This window comes from Amycolatopsis sp. (genome assembly GCF_036008905.1).
Classification (GTDB): Bacteria; Actinomycetota; Actinomycetes; order Mycobacteriales; family Pseudonocardiaceae; genus Amycolatopsis.
In genome coordinates, this window is sequence record NZ_DASYMU010000219.1 from 1 (window position 1) to 13,214 (window position 13,214).

The 13,214-nt window shown below is 66.0% G+C and carries 15 protein-coding genes; 7 read left to right on the forward strand and 8 right to left on the reverse strand.

The annotated features are described in order from the left end of the window. Nucleotides 1-282 precede the first annotated feature (282 nt). Complete coding sequence (locus VGP60_RS35085; RefSeq protein ID WP_327552488.1) at nucleotides 283-768, reverse strand: hypothetical protein; 486 nt, start codon at nucleotides 766-768, stop codon at nucleotides 283-285. After that, entirely contained in the window at nucleotides 765-2,246 is a 1,482-nt protein-coding gene (gene miaB / locus VGP60_RS35090) for a tRNA (N6-isopentenyl adenosine(37)-C2)-methylthiotransferase MiaB (protein WP_327552489.1), read from the reverse strand. The genes VGP60_RS35085 and miaB overlap by 4 nt, the downstream gene beginning before the upstream one ends. A gap of 83 nt (nucleotides 2,247-2,329) precedes the next feature. Here miaB and VGP60_RS35095 point away from each other — a divergent pair, with 83 nt between their 5' ends. Next, entirely contained in the window at nucleotides 2,330-3,286 is a 957-nt protein-coding gene (locus VGP60_RS35095; protein ID WP_327552490.1) for a TAXI family TRAP transporter solute-binding subunit, read from the forward strand. Here VGP60_RS35095 and VGP60_RS35100 read toward each other — a convergent pair. Continuing rightward, nucleotides 3,276-4,676, reverse strand: a complete 1,401-nt coding sequence (locus VGP60_RS35100; RefSeq protein ID WP_327552491.1) for a HAMP domain-containing sensor histidine kinase — start codon at nucleotides 4,674-4,676, stop codon at nucleotides 3,276-3,278. The genes VGP60_RS35095 and VGP60_RS35100 overlap by 11 nt on opposite strands. Before the next feature lie 3 nt (nucleotides 4,677-4,679). Then, nucleotides 4,680-5,366, reverse strand: a complete 687-nt coding sequence (locus VGP60_RS35105) for a response regulator transcription factor (RefSeq protein ID WP_327552492.1) — start codon at nucleotides 5,364-5,366, stop codon at nucleotides 4,680-4,682. A gap of 205 nt (nucleotides 5,367-5,571) precedes the next feature. Here VGP60_RS35105 and VGP60_RS35110 point away from each other — a divergent pair, with 205 nt between their 5' ends. From VGP60_RS35110 to VGP60_RS35125, 4 genes are all read left to right on the forward strand, one after another. Continuing rightward, a complete protein-coding gene (locus VGP60_RS35110; protein WP_327552573.1) occupies nucleotides 5,572-6,300 on the forward strand; it encodes an amino acid ABC transporter ATP-binding protein in 729 nt (242 codons plus the stop codon). Between the two features lie 66 nt (nucleotides 6,301-6,366). Then, nucleotides 6,367-7,224, forward strand: a complete 858-nt coding sequence (locus VGP60_RS35115; RefSeq protein ID WP_327552493.1) for a glutamate ABC transporter substrate-binding protein — start codon at nucleotides 6,367-6,369, stop codon at nucleotides 7,222-7,224. A 75-nt stretch (nucleotides 7,225-7,299) separates the two neighbouring features. Further along, entirely contained in the window at nucleotides 7,300-7,995 is a 696-nt protein-coding gene (locus VGP60_RS35120) for an amino acid ABC transporter permease (protein WP_414640455.1), read from the forward strand. Further along, nucleotides 7,992-8,903 (forward strand): amino acid ABC transporter permease, encoded by a 912-nt coding sequence (locus VGP60_RS35125; RefSeq protein ID WP_327552495.1) that lies wholly within the window; start codon nucleotides 7,992-7,994, stop codon nucleotides 8,901-8,903. The genes VGP60_RS35120 and VGP60_RS35125 overlap by 4 nt, the downstream gene beginning before the upstream one ends. A gap of 84 nt (nucleotides 8,904-8,987) precedes the next feature. Here VGP60_RS35125 and VGP60_RS35130 read toward each other — a convergent pair whose 3' ends face one another. Together VGP60_RS35130 and VGP60_RS35135 are read right to left on the reverse strand one after the other, a co-directional pair. After that, nucleotides 8,988-9,377 carry a hypothetical protein gene (locus VGP60_RS35130; RefSeq protein WP_327552496.1) on the reverse strand — a complete coding sequence of 130 codons (390 nt, stop codon included), beginning with the start codon at nucleotides 9,375-9,377 and terminating at the stop codon, nucleotides 8,988-8,990. Between the two features lie 17 nt (nucleotides 9,378-9,394). Further along, a complete protein-coding gene (locus VGP60_RS35135) occupies nucleotides 9,395-9,751 on the reverse strand; it encodes a hypothetical protein (RefSeq protein WP_327552497.1) in 357 nt (118 codons plus the stop codon). 165 nt (nucleotides 9,752-9,916) lie between these two features. On the opposite strand from VGP60_RS35135, the gene VGP60_RS35140 reads away from it, so the two are divergent. Both VGP60_RS35140 and VGP60_RS35145 read left to right on the forward strand, forming a co-directional pair. Beyond that, nucleotides 9,917-10,285: a class I SAM-dependent methyltransferase gene (locus VGP60_RS35140; protein WP_327552498.1), complete on the forward strand. Its 369-nt coding sequence runs from the start codon at nucleotides 9,917-9,919 to the stop codon at nucleotides 10,283-10,285. Continuing rightward, a complete protein-coding gene (locus VGP60_RS35145) occupies nucleotides 10,282-10,443 on the forward strand; it encodes a hypothetical protein (protein ID WP_327552499.1) in 162 nt (53 codons plus the stop codon). The genes VGP60_RS35140 and VGP60_RS35145 overlap by 4 nt, the downstream gene beginning before the upstream one ends. A 76-nt stretch (nucleotides 10,444-10,519) precedes the next feature. Here VGP60_RS35145 and VGP60_RS35150 read toward each other — a convergent pair whose 3' ends face one another. Continuing rightward, nucleotides 10,520-11,269, reverse strand: coding sequence for a succinate dehydrogenase/fumarate reductase iron-sulfur subunit (locus VGP60_RS35150; protein ID WP_327552500.1), 750 nt, complete (start codon nucleotides 11,267-11,269; stop codon nucleotides 10,520-10,522). After that, on the reverse strand, nucleotides 11,266-13,182 hold the full coding sequence (locus tag VGP60_RS35155) for a fumarate reductase/succinate dehydrogenase flavoprotein subunit (protein WP_327552501.1): 1,917 nt from the start codon (nucleotides 13,180-13,182) through the stop codon (nucleotides 11,266-11,268). Before VGP60_RS35155 ends, VGP60_RS35150 begins: the two co-directional genes overlap by 4 nt. Nucleotides 13,183-13,214 lie beyond the last annotated feature (32 nt).

Here is a 13,214-nt window from a genome sequence, read left to right on the forward strand (position 1 = left end):
AACAGTGTTAGAACACTGTTACGCACTCACGACCATGCCCCCACACCCAGCCACGCGGTCTCTAGTCCGTAAAGCCGTCACCACGACTCACGTCCGCCCAACGGGCGGGAGTCTTCACCGCGCGCGCTCGCCGAAGGCCGAGTTGCGGGAGCAGGGCGCCCCCGAACAGATCGCAAGCGACCTACCCATGCCACGCCCTGGTCACGCAAACTCGATGGCGCGCCTGCCAATAAACACAGGCTTCTAACCGTGCCTCACGACCCAACCACTGCTAATCCACAGCTACGTGCGCGACCAAGCAGTCCGCATCCACTGCACGGCGAGAAAAACAGTCGCGATCCACGCGATAATCAGCCCAATCCCAGGCCCGCCACCCACAGCGCCGTTCGCATGCGAGGACTGCTGCGACCAAATGGCCAGCACCCCGTCAACACTCGCGAACCACCCCCCAATGGCACACGCCCAAGCAAAAAACCACCGCCGCGTAGCCAGCGTCAACGCCGACCCAAGCACCCCGATGACAGTCGAAGTCACCGCGAACAACTGCGGAATCGCCCCGCCCTGCCCAACCAGCACCTGCCAGCCGACATGCTCACCGACCCAAGGCAGCAGCTGCCCGACGATCAGCGCGAAAGTACACAACGCGATCGTGAACCCACGACGCCCGAGTTCGACGACCCTGGCGGCCTTCTGCCCGACCTCGTCGATCTCCGCGGCCAGCTCGTCCAGCTGCCTGGAGTCGTTGTTGACGGCTTCGGCATCACTCATAGCGCACACCCACTCGTGGTCACGGGCTGGACGGCCGGCGCGCCGAACGACGGCAGCCCGAGGCCGACACCGTTCGTCTTGGGCCGCAACCCCGCTTCGACGTTGTCACCGGCTCGGGTCCGCCGGTGGGAGATCAGTTCGCCGTCGGCCACCAGGTGGTGCGGCGCGCCGTAGGTGACCACGGTTTCGACGATGTCGCCGGGGCGCACCGAGCGGTCGACGACGGCGCCTTCCGGGGCGAAGTGCACGAGCCTGCCGTCGCGCGCGCGGCCGCTCATCCGGTGCGTCGCGGCGTCTTTACGGCCTTCGTTGGAAGCGACCAGCAGTTCGACCTTGTGACCGACCAGGTTCTTGTTCTCCAGCCACGCCATTTCGTCCTGCAGCGCGATGAGCCGTTCGAACCGCTCCTGCACGACTTCCTTGGGCAGCTGCCCGTCCATCTCCGCGGCGGGCGTGCCCGGGCGCTTGGAGTACTGGAAGGTGTAGGCGTTGGAGAACCGCGCCTGCCGGACGATGTCCAGCGTGGCTTGGAAGTCTTCTTCGGTCTCGCCGGGGAAGCCCACGATGATGTCGGTGGTGATCGCCGCGTCGGGCATCGCTTCACGGACGCGGTCGAGGATTCCCAGGTACTTCGCGGACCGGTAGGAGCGTTTCATCTCCTTGAGCAGTCTGTCCGAACCGGACTGCAGCGGCATGTGCAGCTGGTGGCAGACGTTCGGCGTCTCGGCCATCGCGTCGATGACGTCCTCGGTGAACGCGGCCGGATGCGGCGAAGTGAAGCGGACCCGCTCCAGTCCCTCGACCGTGCCGCAGGCACGCAGCAGTTTGCCGAACGCCAGCCGGTCACCGAATTCGACGCCATAAGAATTGACGTTCTGCCCCAGCAAGGTCACTTCGAGCACGCCCTCGGCGACGAGCGCTTCGACTTCGGCGAGCACGTCTCCCGGGCGCCGGTCGCGTTCCTTGCCGCGCAACGCCGGCACGATGCAGAACGTGCAGGTGTTGTTGCAGCCCACCGAAATCGACACCCAGCCGGCGTACGCGGACTCGCGGCGCGCGGGCAGCGTGGACGGGAACGTCTCGAGCGACTCGAGGATTTCCACCTGCGCCTCGGCGTTGTGCCGCGAACGCTCCAGCAGCGTCGGCAGGGAACCGATGTTGTGCGTGCCGAACACGACGTCGACCCAGGGCGCGCGCTTCACGATCTCGCCGCGGTCCTTCTGCGCCAGGCAGCCGCCGACGGCTATCTGCAGATCGGGGTTGGCCTTCTTCAGCGGCCGGATCGAGCCGAGGGTGCCGTACAGCTTGTTGTCGGCGTTCTCCCGGACCGCGCAGGTGTTGAACACGATCAGGTCGGGCTTGCCGTCGGCTTCGGACCGGACGTAGCCGGCGCCTTCCAGCTGACCGGCGAGCCGTTCGGAGTCGTGCACATTCATCTGGCAGCCGAAGGTGCGGATCTCGTAAGTACGCGCGTTCATCAGCATCCGAGCCTACGCGTCTCATCAGGCCTCCATCCGGCCGGGCACGACCATCCGGCGGCGATGTCTGGCACCATCTGCCCATGGTCAGACTGCGCGGGATCAAAAGCAGGGGCGCGGCGCTTTCGATGGTGGTGCTCGTCCTGTGCGGCCTGCTCAGCTCCTGCGGCCCCGACTTCAACGGCCTGCGCGTGCGTATCGCGGCGGGCACCGAGGGCGGCGTCTACTACCAGCTCGCCACCCCGCTCGCCTCGGCGTGGGCGACCCAGATGGGCATCCAGCCGCCGGAAGTGCAGATGACCGCCGGGTCGCCGGACAACGTCCAGCGCCTCAAGACCGGCCAGGCGGACGTCGGGTTCAGCGCCGCCGACGTCGCCGCGAACGCGAACCAGCCCGGTACCGGACCGAAGTTCGTCGCGCTCGCCCGGATCTACGACGACTACCTGCACGTGGTCGTGCGCGACGACTCCCCGATCACCTCCATCGCGATGCTGCGCGGCCGCCGGGTCGCGGTCGGCTCGCCGGACTCCGGGGTCGAGGTGATCGCGAGGAAGCTCGTCACGACCGGGCTCGGCTCGTACGACGACGTCGACCACGTCAATCTCGGGCTGACCGACGCGCTCAACCAGCTGGAGCTCAACCAGGTCGACGCCGTCTTCTGGTCCGGCGGCCTGCCGACGAAGGCGATCGTCGACAAGAACGCGACGACCAAACTGCGGCTGGTCGACATCGGCGACGTCCTCCCGCAGCTGCTGCGGGAGAACGAGGTCTACCGCACCGCGACCATCCCGGCGTCGACCTACCAGCTCGAAAACAGCAAGCCGGTCACGACGCTGATCGTGTCCAACTTCCTGCTGGTCTCCTCGGCGATGTCCGACGACGAGGCGGAGGCACTGGTGCGCGGGCTGTTCGACGCCCGCCCCAGGCTGGTCGCGGCGAACCGGGCCGCGCTGTCGATCGACGTGCGCCCGGCCATCGAAACCGCGCCGCTGGAGCTGCATCCGGGCGCGCTGCGGTACTACCGGAGTATCAAGCCTTGAGGGGCAGCTCGACGGTCACCCGCAGGCCGCCACCGTCGGGCAGGTCCAGCCGCGCTTCGCCACCGGCCCTTGCCGCGACCTGGGTGACGATCGCCAGTCCGAGGCCGGAGCCGGTCACGTTCTGATGCGCGGAGCTGCGCCAGAACCGGTCCGCGGCCCGCTCCAGTTCGTCGGGACGCAGGCCGGGGCCGTGGTCCCGGACGGCGAGGGTGACCCGGGAATCATCGGTCTTGAGCGAAACCTCGACGACACTGCCCGGCCCGCTGAACTTGAGCGCGTTGTCGAGCAAGGCGTCCAGGACGACCTCTACTCCCCGCGGCGGGGCGAGCGCCTGGATGCCCTCGCCGAGCCCGCTGGTTTCGAGGCCGACGTCGCGGGCACTGGCTACCACCCGCCAGTCGGCGACCCGGTCGGCCACCGAGGTGTCGACGTCCACCGTCACGAGTTCCCCCTCGGAGGCCTCCGCCCTGGCCATCGACAGCAAGCCGTCGAGGATCTGGTTGAGCCGGTCGGCCTCCGCCACCGCCGCCTCGCGGTGTTCGTCGGCCTCGGCGTCGACATGCCCGTCGAGGATGCCGAGCCGCAGCTTCAACGCCGTCAACGGATTGCGCAGCTGATGTGAGGCGTCCGCGACGAAAGCCCGTTGCGCGGCAAGCGCTTCGCCGACGCTGGCCGCCATCCGGTCGAAGGAAAGGCCCAGCTGTCTCAGCTCGGGTGGTCCGCTGCCGTCGCCGACCCGCTCGGCTTCCCGCCCCGCGACCACCGCGGCGACGAGGGAGTCCGTCGCCTCGTCGAGCCGGTGGACCGGCCGCAGGATCCACCGCACCACCGGAAGCGCGACCAGCAGCGCCAGCCCGAAGGCGAGCGCACCGCCCGCCGTGAGCAGCAGCCACCACAACAGCAGCTCCGTCCGCGCGCCGGTGGTGGGCGAGACCGTGACGACCGCGCCGCGGACCTCACCGTCGATCAGGACCGGTTCGGCCAGCACCATCGACTGGGAGTCCCACGGCGTCAGCAACGCGCCGGGTTCGGAGCGGCGTCCGGCGAGCGCGGCACGGACCGACGAGGCGATCTTCGGGTCGGCCAGATCGAACGGCGGCCGGGCACCCTCCTCCGCCGACGTCGACGACGGCTCGCCGTCCTGGTTGAGCACCATGGCGGAAGCGCCGTACACCTCGGCATAGCGCCGCAATTCGCTGTCGAGCTGCGACTGCTGGTTGTTCACGAGCTGCCGCTGCGCGAGCGAGGCGAACCTGGAGGTGTCGGTCAGCCTGTCGAGGAAGAGCGTCTGGTTCAGCCCGGCCGCGACGGTGAGCGCGAGCGGCACGCCGAGGCCGAACACGAGCAGCGCGACCAGCGACAGGACGATTCCCTGCAGTCGGACCCGCATCGGCTAGAGCTCGTCCGGCGCGGCGGCGAGCCGGTAACCGACGCCGCGCACGGTCTCCACGAGTGCCGGCCGGGCGATCTTGGTCCGCAGCGTGGCGACATGGACATCGAGCGAACGGCTCTCCGCCGGACCCGACCGCCCCCACACCTCGTTGAGCACGTGGTCGCGGGTGCAGACCGACCCGCGCGCCATGACGATGAGCGCGAGCACCTGGAACTCCTTGCGGGACAGCGCCACGACTCGATCACTCACCGTGACCTCGTGCCGGTCCAAGTCAACCCGTACGTCCCCGAGATTCACCACTCCCGCCGACGCCGGCGTGGCCGCCGCGATGCGTTCGACCCGCCTTCGGCGCACTGCCTCGACCCTGGCGACCAATTCGTCGACGTCATAGGGCTTGACCAGGTAATCGTCCGCTCCGGCCCGCAATCCCATGATGCGATCGTCCACCTCGCCCCGCGCGGACACGACGATCACCGCGACGTCGCTGACGGCCCGGATCTGACGGCACAGCACCATCCCGTCGATATCGGGAAGGCCCAGGTCAAGCAGTACGACGTCGACCTCGTGCACTCGATCGAGCACACCGGCCCCCGACGCCAATCGCTTGATCGCCAGGCCGCGGCGCGCCAATGCCGGTGTGAGCGCACCTGCGACCCGGTCGTCGTCCTCCACGAGCAGTACCCGCACGTTTGCCCCTCCGCCCCGTGCACGCGTGTCCGATCGTGCACCAGGTGATCGTGTGACACAGTTGAAACCCTAAGTATTGCTCAAGCGGGCTGTACAACGTGTTCGGCGGGAGTAGGTTTCCGCCAACGTGCTCGCTACTTTGACACAAAACCGGTTAGAAAACGCTCGTGGAGGCTAGATGACCGCCGCGCCGACGGCCCCGCCGATGATCAAGGCGGCCGCCGTGAACAAGTACTTCGGCGATCTGCATGTGCTCAAGGAGATCAACCTCGAGGTGCCTCGAGGCCAGGTGGTCGTCGTACTCGGGCCTTCTGGTTCCGGCAAGTCGACGTTGTGCCGGGCGATCAACCGGCTCGAACCCATCAATTCGGGTGAGATCCACGTGGACGGCCAGACGCTGCCTTCGGAAGGCAAGGCCCTCGCGGCCCTGCGCGCCGACGTCGGCATGGTCTTCCAGTCGTTCAACCTGTTCGCACACAAGACCATCGTCGAAAACGTGATGCTCGCGCCGCAGAAGGTCCGCAAGGTCAGCGGGGCCGAAGCCCGCAAGACGGCGATGGAGCTGCTCGAAAGGGTCGGCATCGCCAGCCAGGCCGACAAGTACCCCGCCCAGCTTTCGGGCGGGCAGCAGCAACGTGTCGCGATCGCCAGGGCATTGGCCATGCGCCCCAAGGTGATGCTGTTCGACGAGCCGACGTCCGCATTGGACCCCGAAATGGTCCAGGAAGTGCTGGACGTGATGACCGGCCTGGCCAAGGACGGCATGACCATGCTCGTCGTCACCCACGAAATGGGCTTCGCCCGCCGCGCCGCGCACCGAGTGGTGTTCATGGCGGACGGGGAAATCGTCGAGGACACCACTCCGGACGAGTTCTTCACGAAGCCGAAGTCCGATCGCGCCAAGGACTTCCTCGGCAAGATCCTGACCCACTGACATTATTTTTACCCGGTGGAAACATACCCACAACGGGTGAGGACAAATTGGAAGGAACCAGAAGTTATGCGGTTTAGCCGAGTTCTGCGCGTCAGCGCGGTCGTCGCGGCGGCGGGCCTGGCCCTGGCCGCTTGTGGCGGGGGCAGCAATTCCTCGAGCAGCGGCAGTAGCGCGACGAACCTCGTCGCGAAGGCGAAGGACAGCAAGAAGCTGACCATCGGCATCAAGTTCGACCAGCCTGGCCTCGGACTGAAGACCCCTGACGGCAAGTACGCCGGTTTCGACGTCGACGTGGCGACGTACATCGCCAAGGAGCTCGGCGTCGACGCGGCGGGCATCACCTGGAAGGAAGCGCAGTCGGCGCAGCGTGAGGACCTGATCAAGAAGGGCGAGGTCGACCTCATCGTCGCCACCTACTCGATCACCGACAAGCGCAAGAACGACGTCTCCTTCGCGGGCCCGTACTTCGTGGCGAAGCAGGACCTGCTCGTCCGCGCGGACAACACCGACATCACCGGCCCCGAGTCGCTGACCGGCAACAAGAAGCTCTGCTCGGTCAAGGGTTCCACCCCGGCGCAGAACATCAAGGACAAGTACGCCAAGGATGTCCAGCTCCAGGAACGCGGCAAGTACACCGACTGCGTGACCTCGCTGCTCAACGGTGAAGTGGACGCGATGACGACGGACGACGTGATCCTCGCCGGTTACGCCGCCCAGCAGCCCGGCAAGCTGAAGCTCGTCGGCAAGGGTTTCACCACCGAGAACTACGGCGTCGGCCTGAAGAAGGACGACAACGAGAGCCGCACCGCGATCAACGCGGCCATCACGAAGATGCAGCAGGACGGCAGCTGGAAGGCGGCCCTCGAGAAGAACGTCGGCCCGTCGGGCTACAAGATCCCCGAGGTTCCGGCCCTGCAGCCGTAACAACCAGTCAGACGTAAACCAGAGAACGGTGTGCCGTGCGCTGCGCGGCGCACCGTTCCCATACCGAGGCTAGGGTTGAACAAAGTGTTCGATTTCCTCAACAACCCGGACTACAACTTAGTCGAATCGTTCTGGATGACGATCAAGCTCACGTTCTTTTCCGCGATCGGCGCCATGATCTGGGGCACCATCCTGGCCGGGATGCGGGTCAGCCCGGTCCCGATCATGCGCGGGTTCGGCACGGTCTACGTGAACGTCTTCCGGAACACGCCGTTGACGGTGATCATCCTGTTCACCTCGCTGGGCCTGTCCTCGACGCTGGGTATCCAGCTCGCCTCGTCGGAGTCCTCGACTTCGTTGGCGGACAACTCGTTCCGGCTGGCCATCCTCGGCTTCATCGCCTACACGGCGACGTTCGTCTGCGAGTCGATCCGTTCGGGTATCAACACGGTGCCGGTGGGCCAAGCCGAAGCGGCTCGCGCGCTCGGCCTGACCTTCTTCCAGGTGCTGCGCATCATCGTTCTACCGCAGGCGTTCCGCTCGGTGATAGCCCCGCTGGCCAACGTGCTCATCGCGTTGCTCAAGAACACCACGGTGGCCGCCATCATCGGTGTCGCGGAGGCGTCGCTGCTGATGTCCACCATGGTCGAAAACGAGTCGGACTCCCTGTTCCTGGTGTTCCTCGTGTTCGCGGCCGTCTTTGTCGCCCTGGTCCTCCCGCTGGGCCTGCTCATGGGCTGGATCGCCAAGAAGGTCGAGGTCAAGCGATGAGTGCCCAGAACGTTCTCTATGACGCTCCCGGGCCGAAGGCCAGGGTGCGGAACATGCTCCTGAGCGTGCTCTTCGCGCTGGTGCTGCTCCTGGTGGCATGGTTCATCTACACCGGTTTCGACGGCAAGGGCCAGTGGGCGGGCGCGCTCTGGAAGCCCTTCATCGAGGGTTCCACCTGGACCCAGTTCCTGCTTCCTGGTCTGGTCAACACGCTCAAGGCCGCGGCACTGTCCATTGTGATCGCCTTGCCGATCGGGGCTCTGCTGGGTATCGGCCGGATGTCCGAGCATCGGTGGATCCGGATTCCGGCCGGCGCCATCGTCGAGTTCTTCCGGGCGATCCCGGTACTGCTGCTGATGGTGTTTGCGGCTTCGCTCTACGCCTACTACACCGACATCGCGGCGGACATCCGGCCGCTGTTCGCGGCGGTCACCGGCTTGGTGCTGTACAACGGTTCCGTACTGGCCGAGGTGTTCCGCGCGGGTATCTCGTCGCTCCCGCGTGGCCAGGCCGAGGCGTCGTCGGCGCTGGGTCTGCGCAAGACCCAGACCATGGTGAACGTCCTGCTCCCGCAGGCCATCACCCTGATGCTGCCGGCACTGGTCAGCCAGCTCGTGGTCATCCTCAAGGACACCGCGCTGGCAGGGCAGCTGACCATCGGCTACGACGAGTTGATCCGCGGCTCCGGCCCGATCACGGCCAACTTCGGGAACACGATCCCGACGCTGATCGTGGTCGCGATCATCTACATCGTGCTGAACCTGATTCTCACGACGTTCGCCTCGTACCTGGAACGCAAGCTCTCGCGGCGCAAGAAGGCCCCGCGAGGTGCCAAGCCCCTGGGCGACGCGCCCGATCCGATCGCCGTGGCGGCCGGTGCGGACTCGGTCACCGGCCGGGCCGTTTAGCTGTTTCGAACCGGCTAGGCAGAGGGGCGTCACCGCGATAGACCGCGATGACGCCCCTCTTTTCGTTTCACCCCAAGGTGATTGTCAGAATCCGACGCAGTTGGGTTCGCCGTGGCGGACCCAACCACCCCCGCTCGGCATCCAGAAATCCACGCACCACAGGTGATTTCCGCCGGTCACCTGATTCACGTCGTACCGGTATTGCTCGCCCGAACTCCAGAACTTATCCGGGCTGGTGGCGATGGGGCCGAACGGGCCGAAGAACTGGAAATGCCCCTGCGCCTCGCTACCCAGGTTCAGCTTCGCGATGAGCCGCAGAACGGTACACGTGGAACTGTTGGTGGACACCAGGATCAGCTGTGTTTCCTGACCGGCGCTTGGTCCCGGTGGCGTACAGGGAACGGGCACACTCGCCGAACCTGTTGCCGGGAGCGCGATCGAAAGAACGGCGGCGAGCACCGCGGAAACCGTCAAGCGTGCTATCCGCATCGTTACCACCTGATCGCCATCTTGACGGCTTCGTTGTCACGCTTCCGCACGTTCAACTGCAACGTGCCCGCATTCACCCGCTCACACCACCAGGTCCAGTTAGGCGCTCCGGCTTTGAACTGCGCCCTGCAGAGACCGATTTGACCGGGTGCGGTGAGATCGAAATGGTTCTCGAAATCCTCTCCCCCTGGCGAAGGAATGACGTCGACGTCGACCATCACGGTGCCGCCGGGAAAGCCCGGCGCTTCGATGTAACAGTTGTCGGACACCGGCAGAACGCCGCACTCCCCGTAATTCCCGCCCGCGACACCGGCCGGTGAAGCTTGTGCCACTCCGGTCGTCGCGACCATGGCGGCCACGGCCAATCCCGCACCGACTTTTTTGATTCCTCACGTCACAAATTGCCCCTCATTCCTGTCCCTCGTACATCCCCCACAGGATGTGGATAAATTTCCAACAGTTTCGACGTTAAGTCGATCATGATCCGATGTCAAGCAGGTCACACTTATTGATGAGAAGGGCAAATGTGGCGTGTCACTCAGCGACTCCCGGTCGGACTCGCCGAGCAGGCCACGCTCTTCCGGAACGCCGGCGCGCGACGGGTCGCCGGTGTCGACTCGTCGTCGGAGATGGTCGCGTACGCGCAACGGGTTGAAGAGCGGGATCCGCTGGGGATCTCCTACGAGCTCTACGACGCCGTGCGGCTGCCGAGGATGGGCTCGTTCGACGTCGTCACCGCTGTCTGGCTGCTGGGCTACGCGGCCGGGGAAACCGCGCTGGACGAGATGCTGGCCGGTCTCGCCGCGAACCTGACCGCGGCACACTCGTCGTGCTCGTCCCCAACCCGGATGTCGACAGGGAAGTCCTGGCGCGCTATGCGCCCTACGGCATGACACTCGCGCGGACCGGCGAGTCCGAGGGGCGCGAGAGCTGGCAGGTCCACGCCCTGGCCGACCCGCCGTTGGCACGCGGCGGGTTCACCGACCTCCGGCGGCACCCGGTTGAGGTTCCTGGTGCGGCGCTTGAGGAACGCGGCGAAGAGTTCTGGTGACCTGCTGACCTCGCCCACTTTCGCCGTCTACAGCACGAAACTGGGGGCACTTTAGCGAGAAAGTGCCCCCGTCACATCAGCCTCGCCGGAAGAGTTTGTTGCCCAGCCAGACGATCGGGTCGTACCGCCGGTCGGCGACGCGCTCCTTCATCGGGATCAGCGCGTTGTCGGTGATGTGGATGCCTTCCGGGCACACGTCGGTGCAGCACTTGGTGATGTTGCACAGCCCGAGTCCGTGCTCGTCCTGCGCCACGTCACGCCGGTCCGCCTGGTCCAGCGGGTGCATCTCCAGTTCGGCGATCCGCATCAGATAGCGCGGCCCGGAGAAGGACTCCTTGTTCTCCTCGTGGTCGCGCACCACGTGACAGGTGTTCTGGCACAGGAAGCATTCGATGCACTTGCGGAACTCCTGCGAGCGCTCGACGTCGACCTGCTGCATCCGGTACTCGCCGGGCTTGAGCTCCGCGGGCGGCGTGAACGACTGGACCTCGCGCGCCTTGGTGTAGTTGAAGGACACGTCGGTGACCAGGTCGCGGATCACCGGGAAGGTCCGCATCGGCGTCACCGTGACGACCTCGTCCTCGGCGAAGGTCGACATGCGGGTCATGCACAGCAGCCGCGGCTTGCCGTTGATCTCGGCCGAGCACGAACCGCATTTGCCAGCCTTGCAGTTCCAGCGCACCGCGAGATCGGACGCCTGGGTGGCCTGCAGGCGGTGGATGATGTCGAGGACGACCTCGCCCTCGTTCACCTCGACCTTGTAGTCCCGCAGATCGCCGCCGTCGACGTCGCCGCGCCAGACTCGGAAGCTCGCCTTGTACGTCATGACTTCCTCCCGGGGTGGCCGGCCAGTTCGGTCTCGGTGTAGTACTTCTCCACCTCGGGAAGGTCGAACAGCGCCATCAGGTCGCCCCGCATGGGCTCCTGGGGCTTCACTTCGATCGTCACCTCGGGCACCACCGGGTTGTCCCCGCCGCCGACACTGCAGACGAGCAACCTGTTGCGCCACTGGGCATCCATGCCCGGATGGTCGTCACGCGTGTGCCCGCCGCGGCTTTCGGTGCGTTTCAGCGCGGCCTGGGCGACACACTCGCTGACCAGCAGCATGTTCCGGAGGTCGACAGCGAGATGCCAGCCGGGGTTGAACTGCCGGTGACCCTCGACGGTGACCTGCAGGATCCGCTTCTTGATCTCCTCGAGCTTCGCCAGCGCCTTTTCGATCTCCTCGGCCTTGCGGATGATGCCGACGAGGTCGTTCATCGACTGCTGCAGCTCGGTGTGCAGAGTGTACGGGTTTTCCTCGACGCCGGAAGCGGGCGGGTCGAACGGCGCGAGCGCCATCTTGCCGGCGGCGTCCACATCGGACTGTGAGACCACGGGCCGATCGGTCAGGTCGCCCACGTACTTCGCCGCGCCGAGACCCGCGCGGCGGCCGAACACCAGCAGGTCCGACAGCGAGTTCCCGCCGAGGCGGTTGGAACCGTGCATCCCGCCGGAGCACTCACCGGCGGCGAACAGTCCCGGCACGCTCGCGGCGGCGGTGTCCGGGTCGACCTCGATGCCGCCCATCACGTAATGACACGTCGGGCCGACTTCCATCGGCTCGGCGGTGATGTCGACGTCGGCCAGTTCCTTGAACTGGTGGTACATCGACGGCAGCCGCTTCTTGATCTCCTCGACCGGCAGCCGGCTCGCGATGTCCAGGAACACCCCGCCGTGCGGGGAACCACGGCCTGCCTTGACTTCGGAGTTGATCGCGCGGGCGACCTCGTCGCGCGGCAGGAGGTCCGGGGTGCGCCGGTTGTTCTCCTGGTCCTCGTACCAGCGGTCGGCTTCTTCCTCGCTTTCCGCGTACTGGCCCTTGAAGACGTCAGGCACGTACTCGAACATGAAGCGCTTGCCCTCGTTGTTCTTGAGCACGCCACCGTCACCGCGAACGCCTTCGGTGACCAGGATGCCCTTCACACTCGGCGGCCAGACCATGCCCGTCGGGTGGAACTGCACGAACTCCATGTTGATCAGGTTCGCCCCGGCCCGCAGCGCGAGCGCGTGGCCGTCGCCGGTGTACTCCCACGAGTTCGAGGTGACCTTGAACGACTTGCCGATCCCGCCGGTCGCCAGCACCACAGCCGGCGACTCGAACAGGATGAACCGGCCGGTCTCGCGCCAGTAGCCGAAGGCACCGGAGATCCGGCCGTCGGTGGTGAGCAGCTCGGTGACCGTGCACTCGGCGAAGACCTTGATCCGGGCTTCGTAGTCGCCGGTGGCGGCGAAATCTTCTTGCTGCAGCGAAACGATCTTCTGCTGCATGGTGCGGATCAGTTCGAGACCGGTGCGGTCACCGACATGCGCGAGCCGCGGGTAGGTGTGGCCACCGAAGTTGCGCTGGCTGATCCGGCCGTCCTTGGTGCGGTCGAACAACGCGCCGTAGGTCTCCAGTTCCCAGACGCGGTCCGGCGCCTCCTTGGCGTGCAGTTCCGCCATGCGCCAGTTGTTCAGGAACTTGCCACCGCGCATGGTGTCCTTGAAATGGACCATCCAGTTGTCGTTCTCGTTGGCATTGCCCATCGACGCCGCACAGCCGCCTTCGGCCATGACCGTATGCGCCTTGCCGAACAACGATTTGCACACCACTGCGACGCTGAAGCCCTGTTCCCTGGCTTCGATGACCGCACGCAGGCCGGCACCACCGGCACCGATCACCACCACGTCGTAGTTGTGCCGTTCGACCTCGGTCATGAAATAGCCACCTCTGTTGACGCCCTTGTCAA

Bases quoted from the DNA above. Each gene is read 5' to 3' on its own strand.
- VGP60_RS35085 (WP_327552488.1), bottom strand. From the start codon at position 768: ATGAGTGATGCCGAAGCCGTCAACAACGACTCCAGGCAGCTGGACGAG.
- miaB (WP_327552489.1), bottom strand. From the start codon at position 2,246: ATGAACGCGCGTACTTACGAGATCCGCACCTTCGGCTGCCAGATGAAT.
- VGP60_RS35095 (WP_327552490.1), top strand. From the start codon at position 2,330: ATGGTCAGACTGCGCGGGATCAAAAGCAGGGGCGCGGCGCTTTCGATG.
- VGP60_RS35100 (WP_327552491.1), bottom strand. From the start codon at position 4,676: ATGCGGGTCCGACTGCAGGGAATCGTCCTGTCGCTGGTCGCGCTGCTC.
- VGP60_RS35110 (WP_327552573.1), top strand. From the start codon at position 5,572: ATGATCAAGGCGGCCGCCGTGAACAAGTACTTCGGCGATCTGCATGTG.
- VGP60_RS35115 (WP_327552493.1), top strand. From the start codon at position 6,367: ATGCGGTTTAGCCGAGTTCTGCGCGTCAGCGCGGTCGTCGCGGCGGCG.
- VGP60_RS35125 (WP_327552495.1), top strand. From the start codon at position 7,992: ATGAGTGCCCAGAACGTTCTCTATGACGCTCCCGGGCCGAAGGCCAGG.
- VGP60_RS35140 (WP_327552498.1), top strand. From the start codon at position 9,917: ATGTGGCGTGTCACTCAGCGACTCCCGGTCGGACTCGCCGAGCAGGCC.
- VGP60_RS35145 (WP_327552499.1), top strand. From the start codon at position 10,282: ATGACACTCGCGCGGACCGGCGAGTCCGAGGGGCGCGAGAGCTGGCAG.
- VGP60_RS35150 (WP_327552500.1), bottom strand. From the start codon at position 11,269: ATGACGTACAAGGCGAGCTTCCGAGTCTGGCGCGGCGACGTCGACGGC.
- VGP60_RS35155 (WP_327552501.1), bottom strand. From the start codon at position 13,182: ATGACCGAGGTCGAACGGCACAACTACGACGTGGTGGTGATCGGTGCC.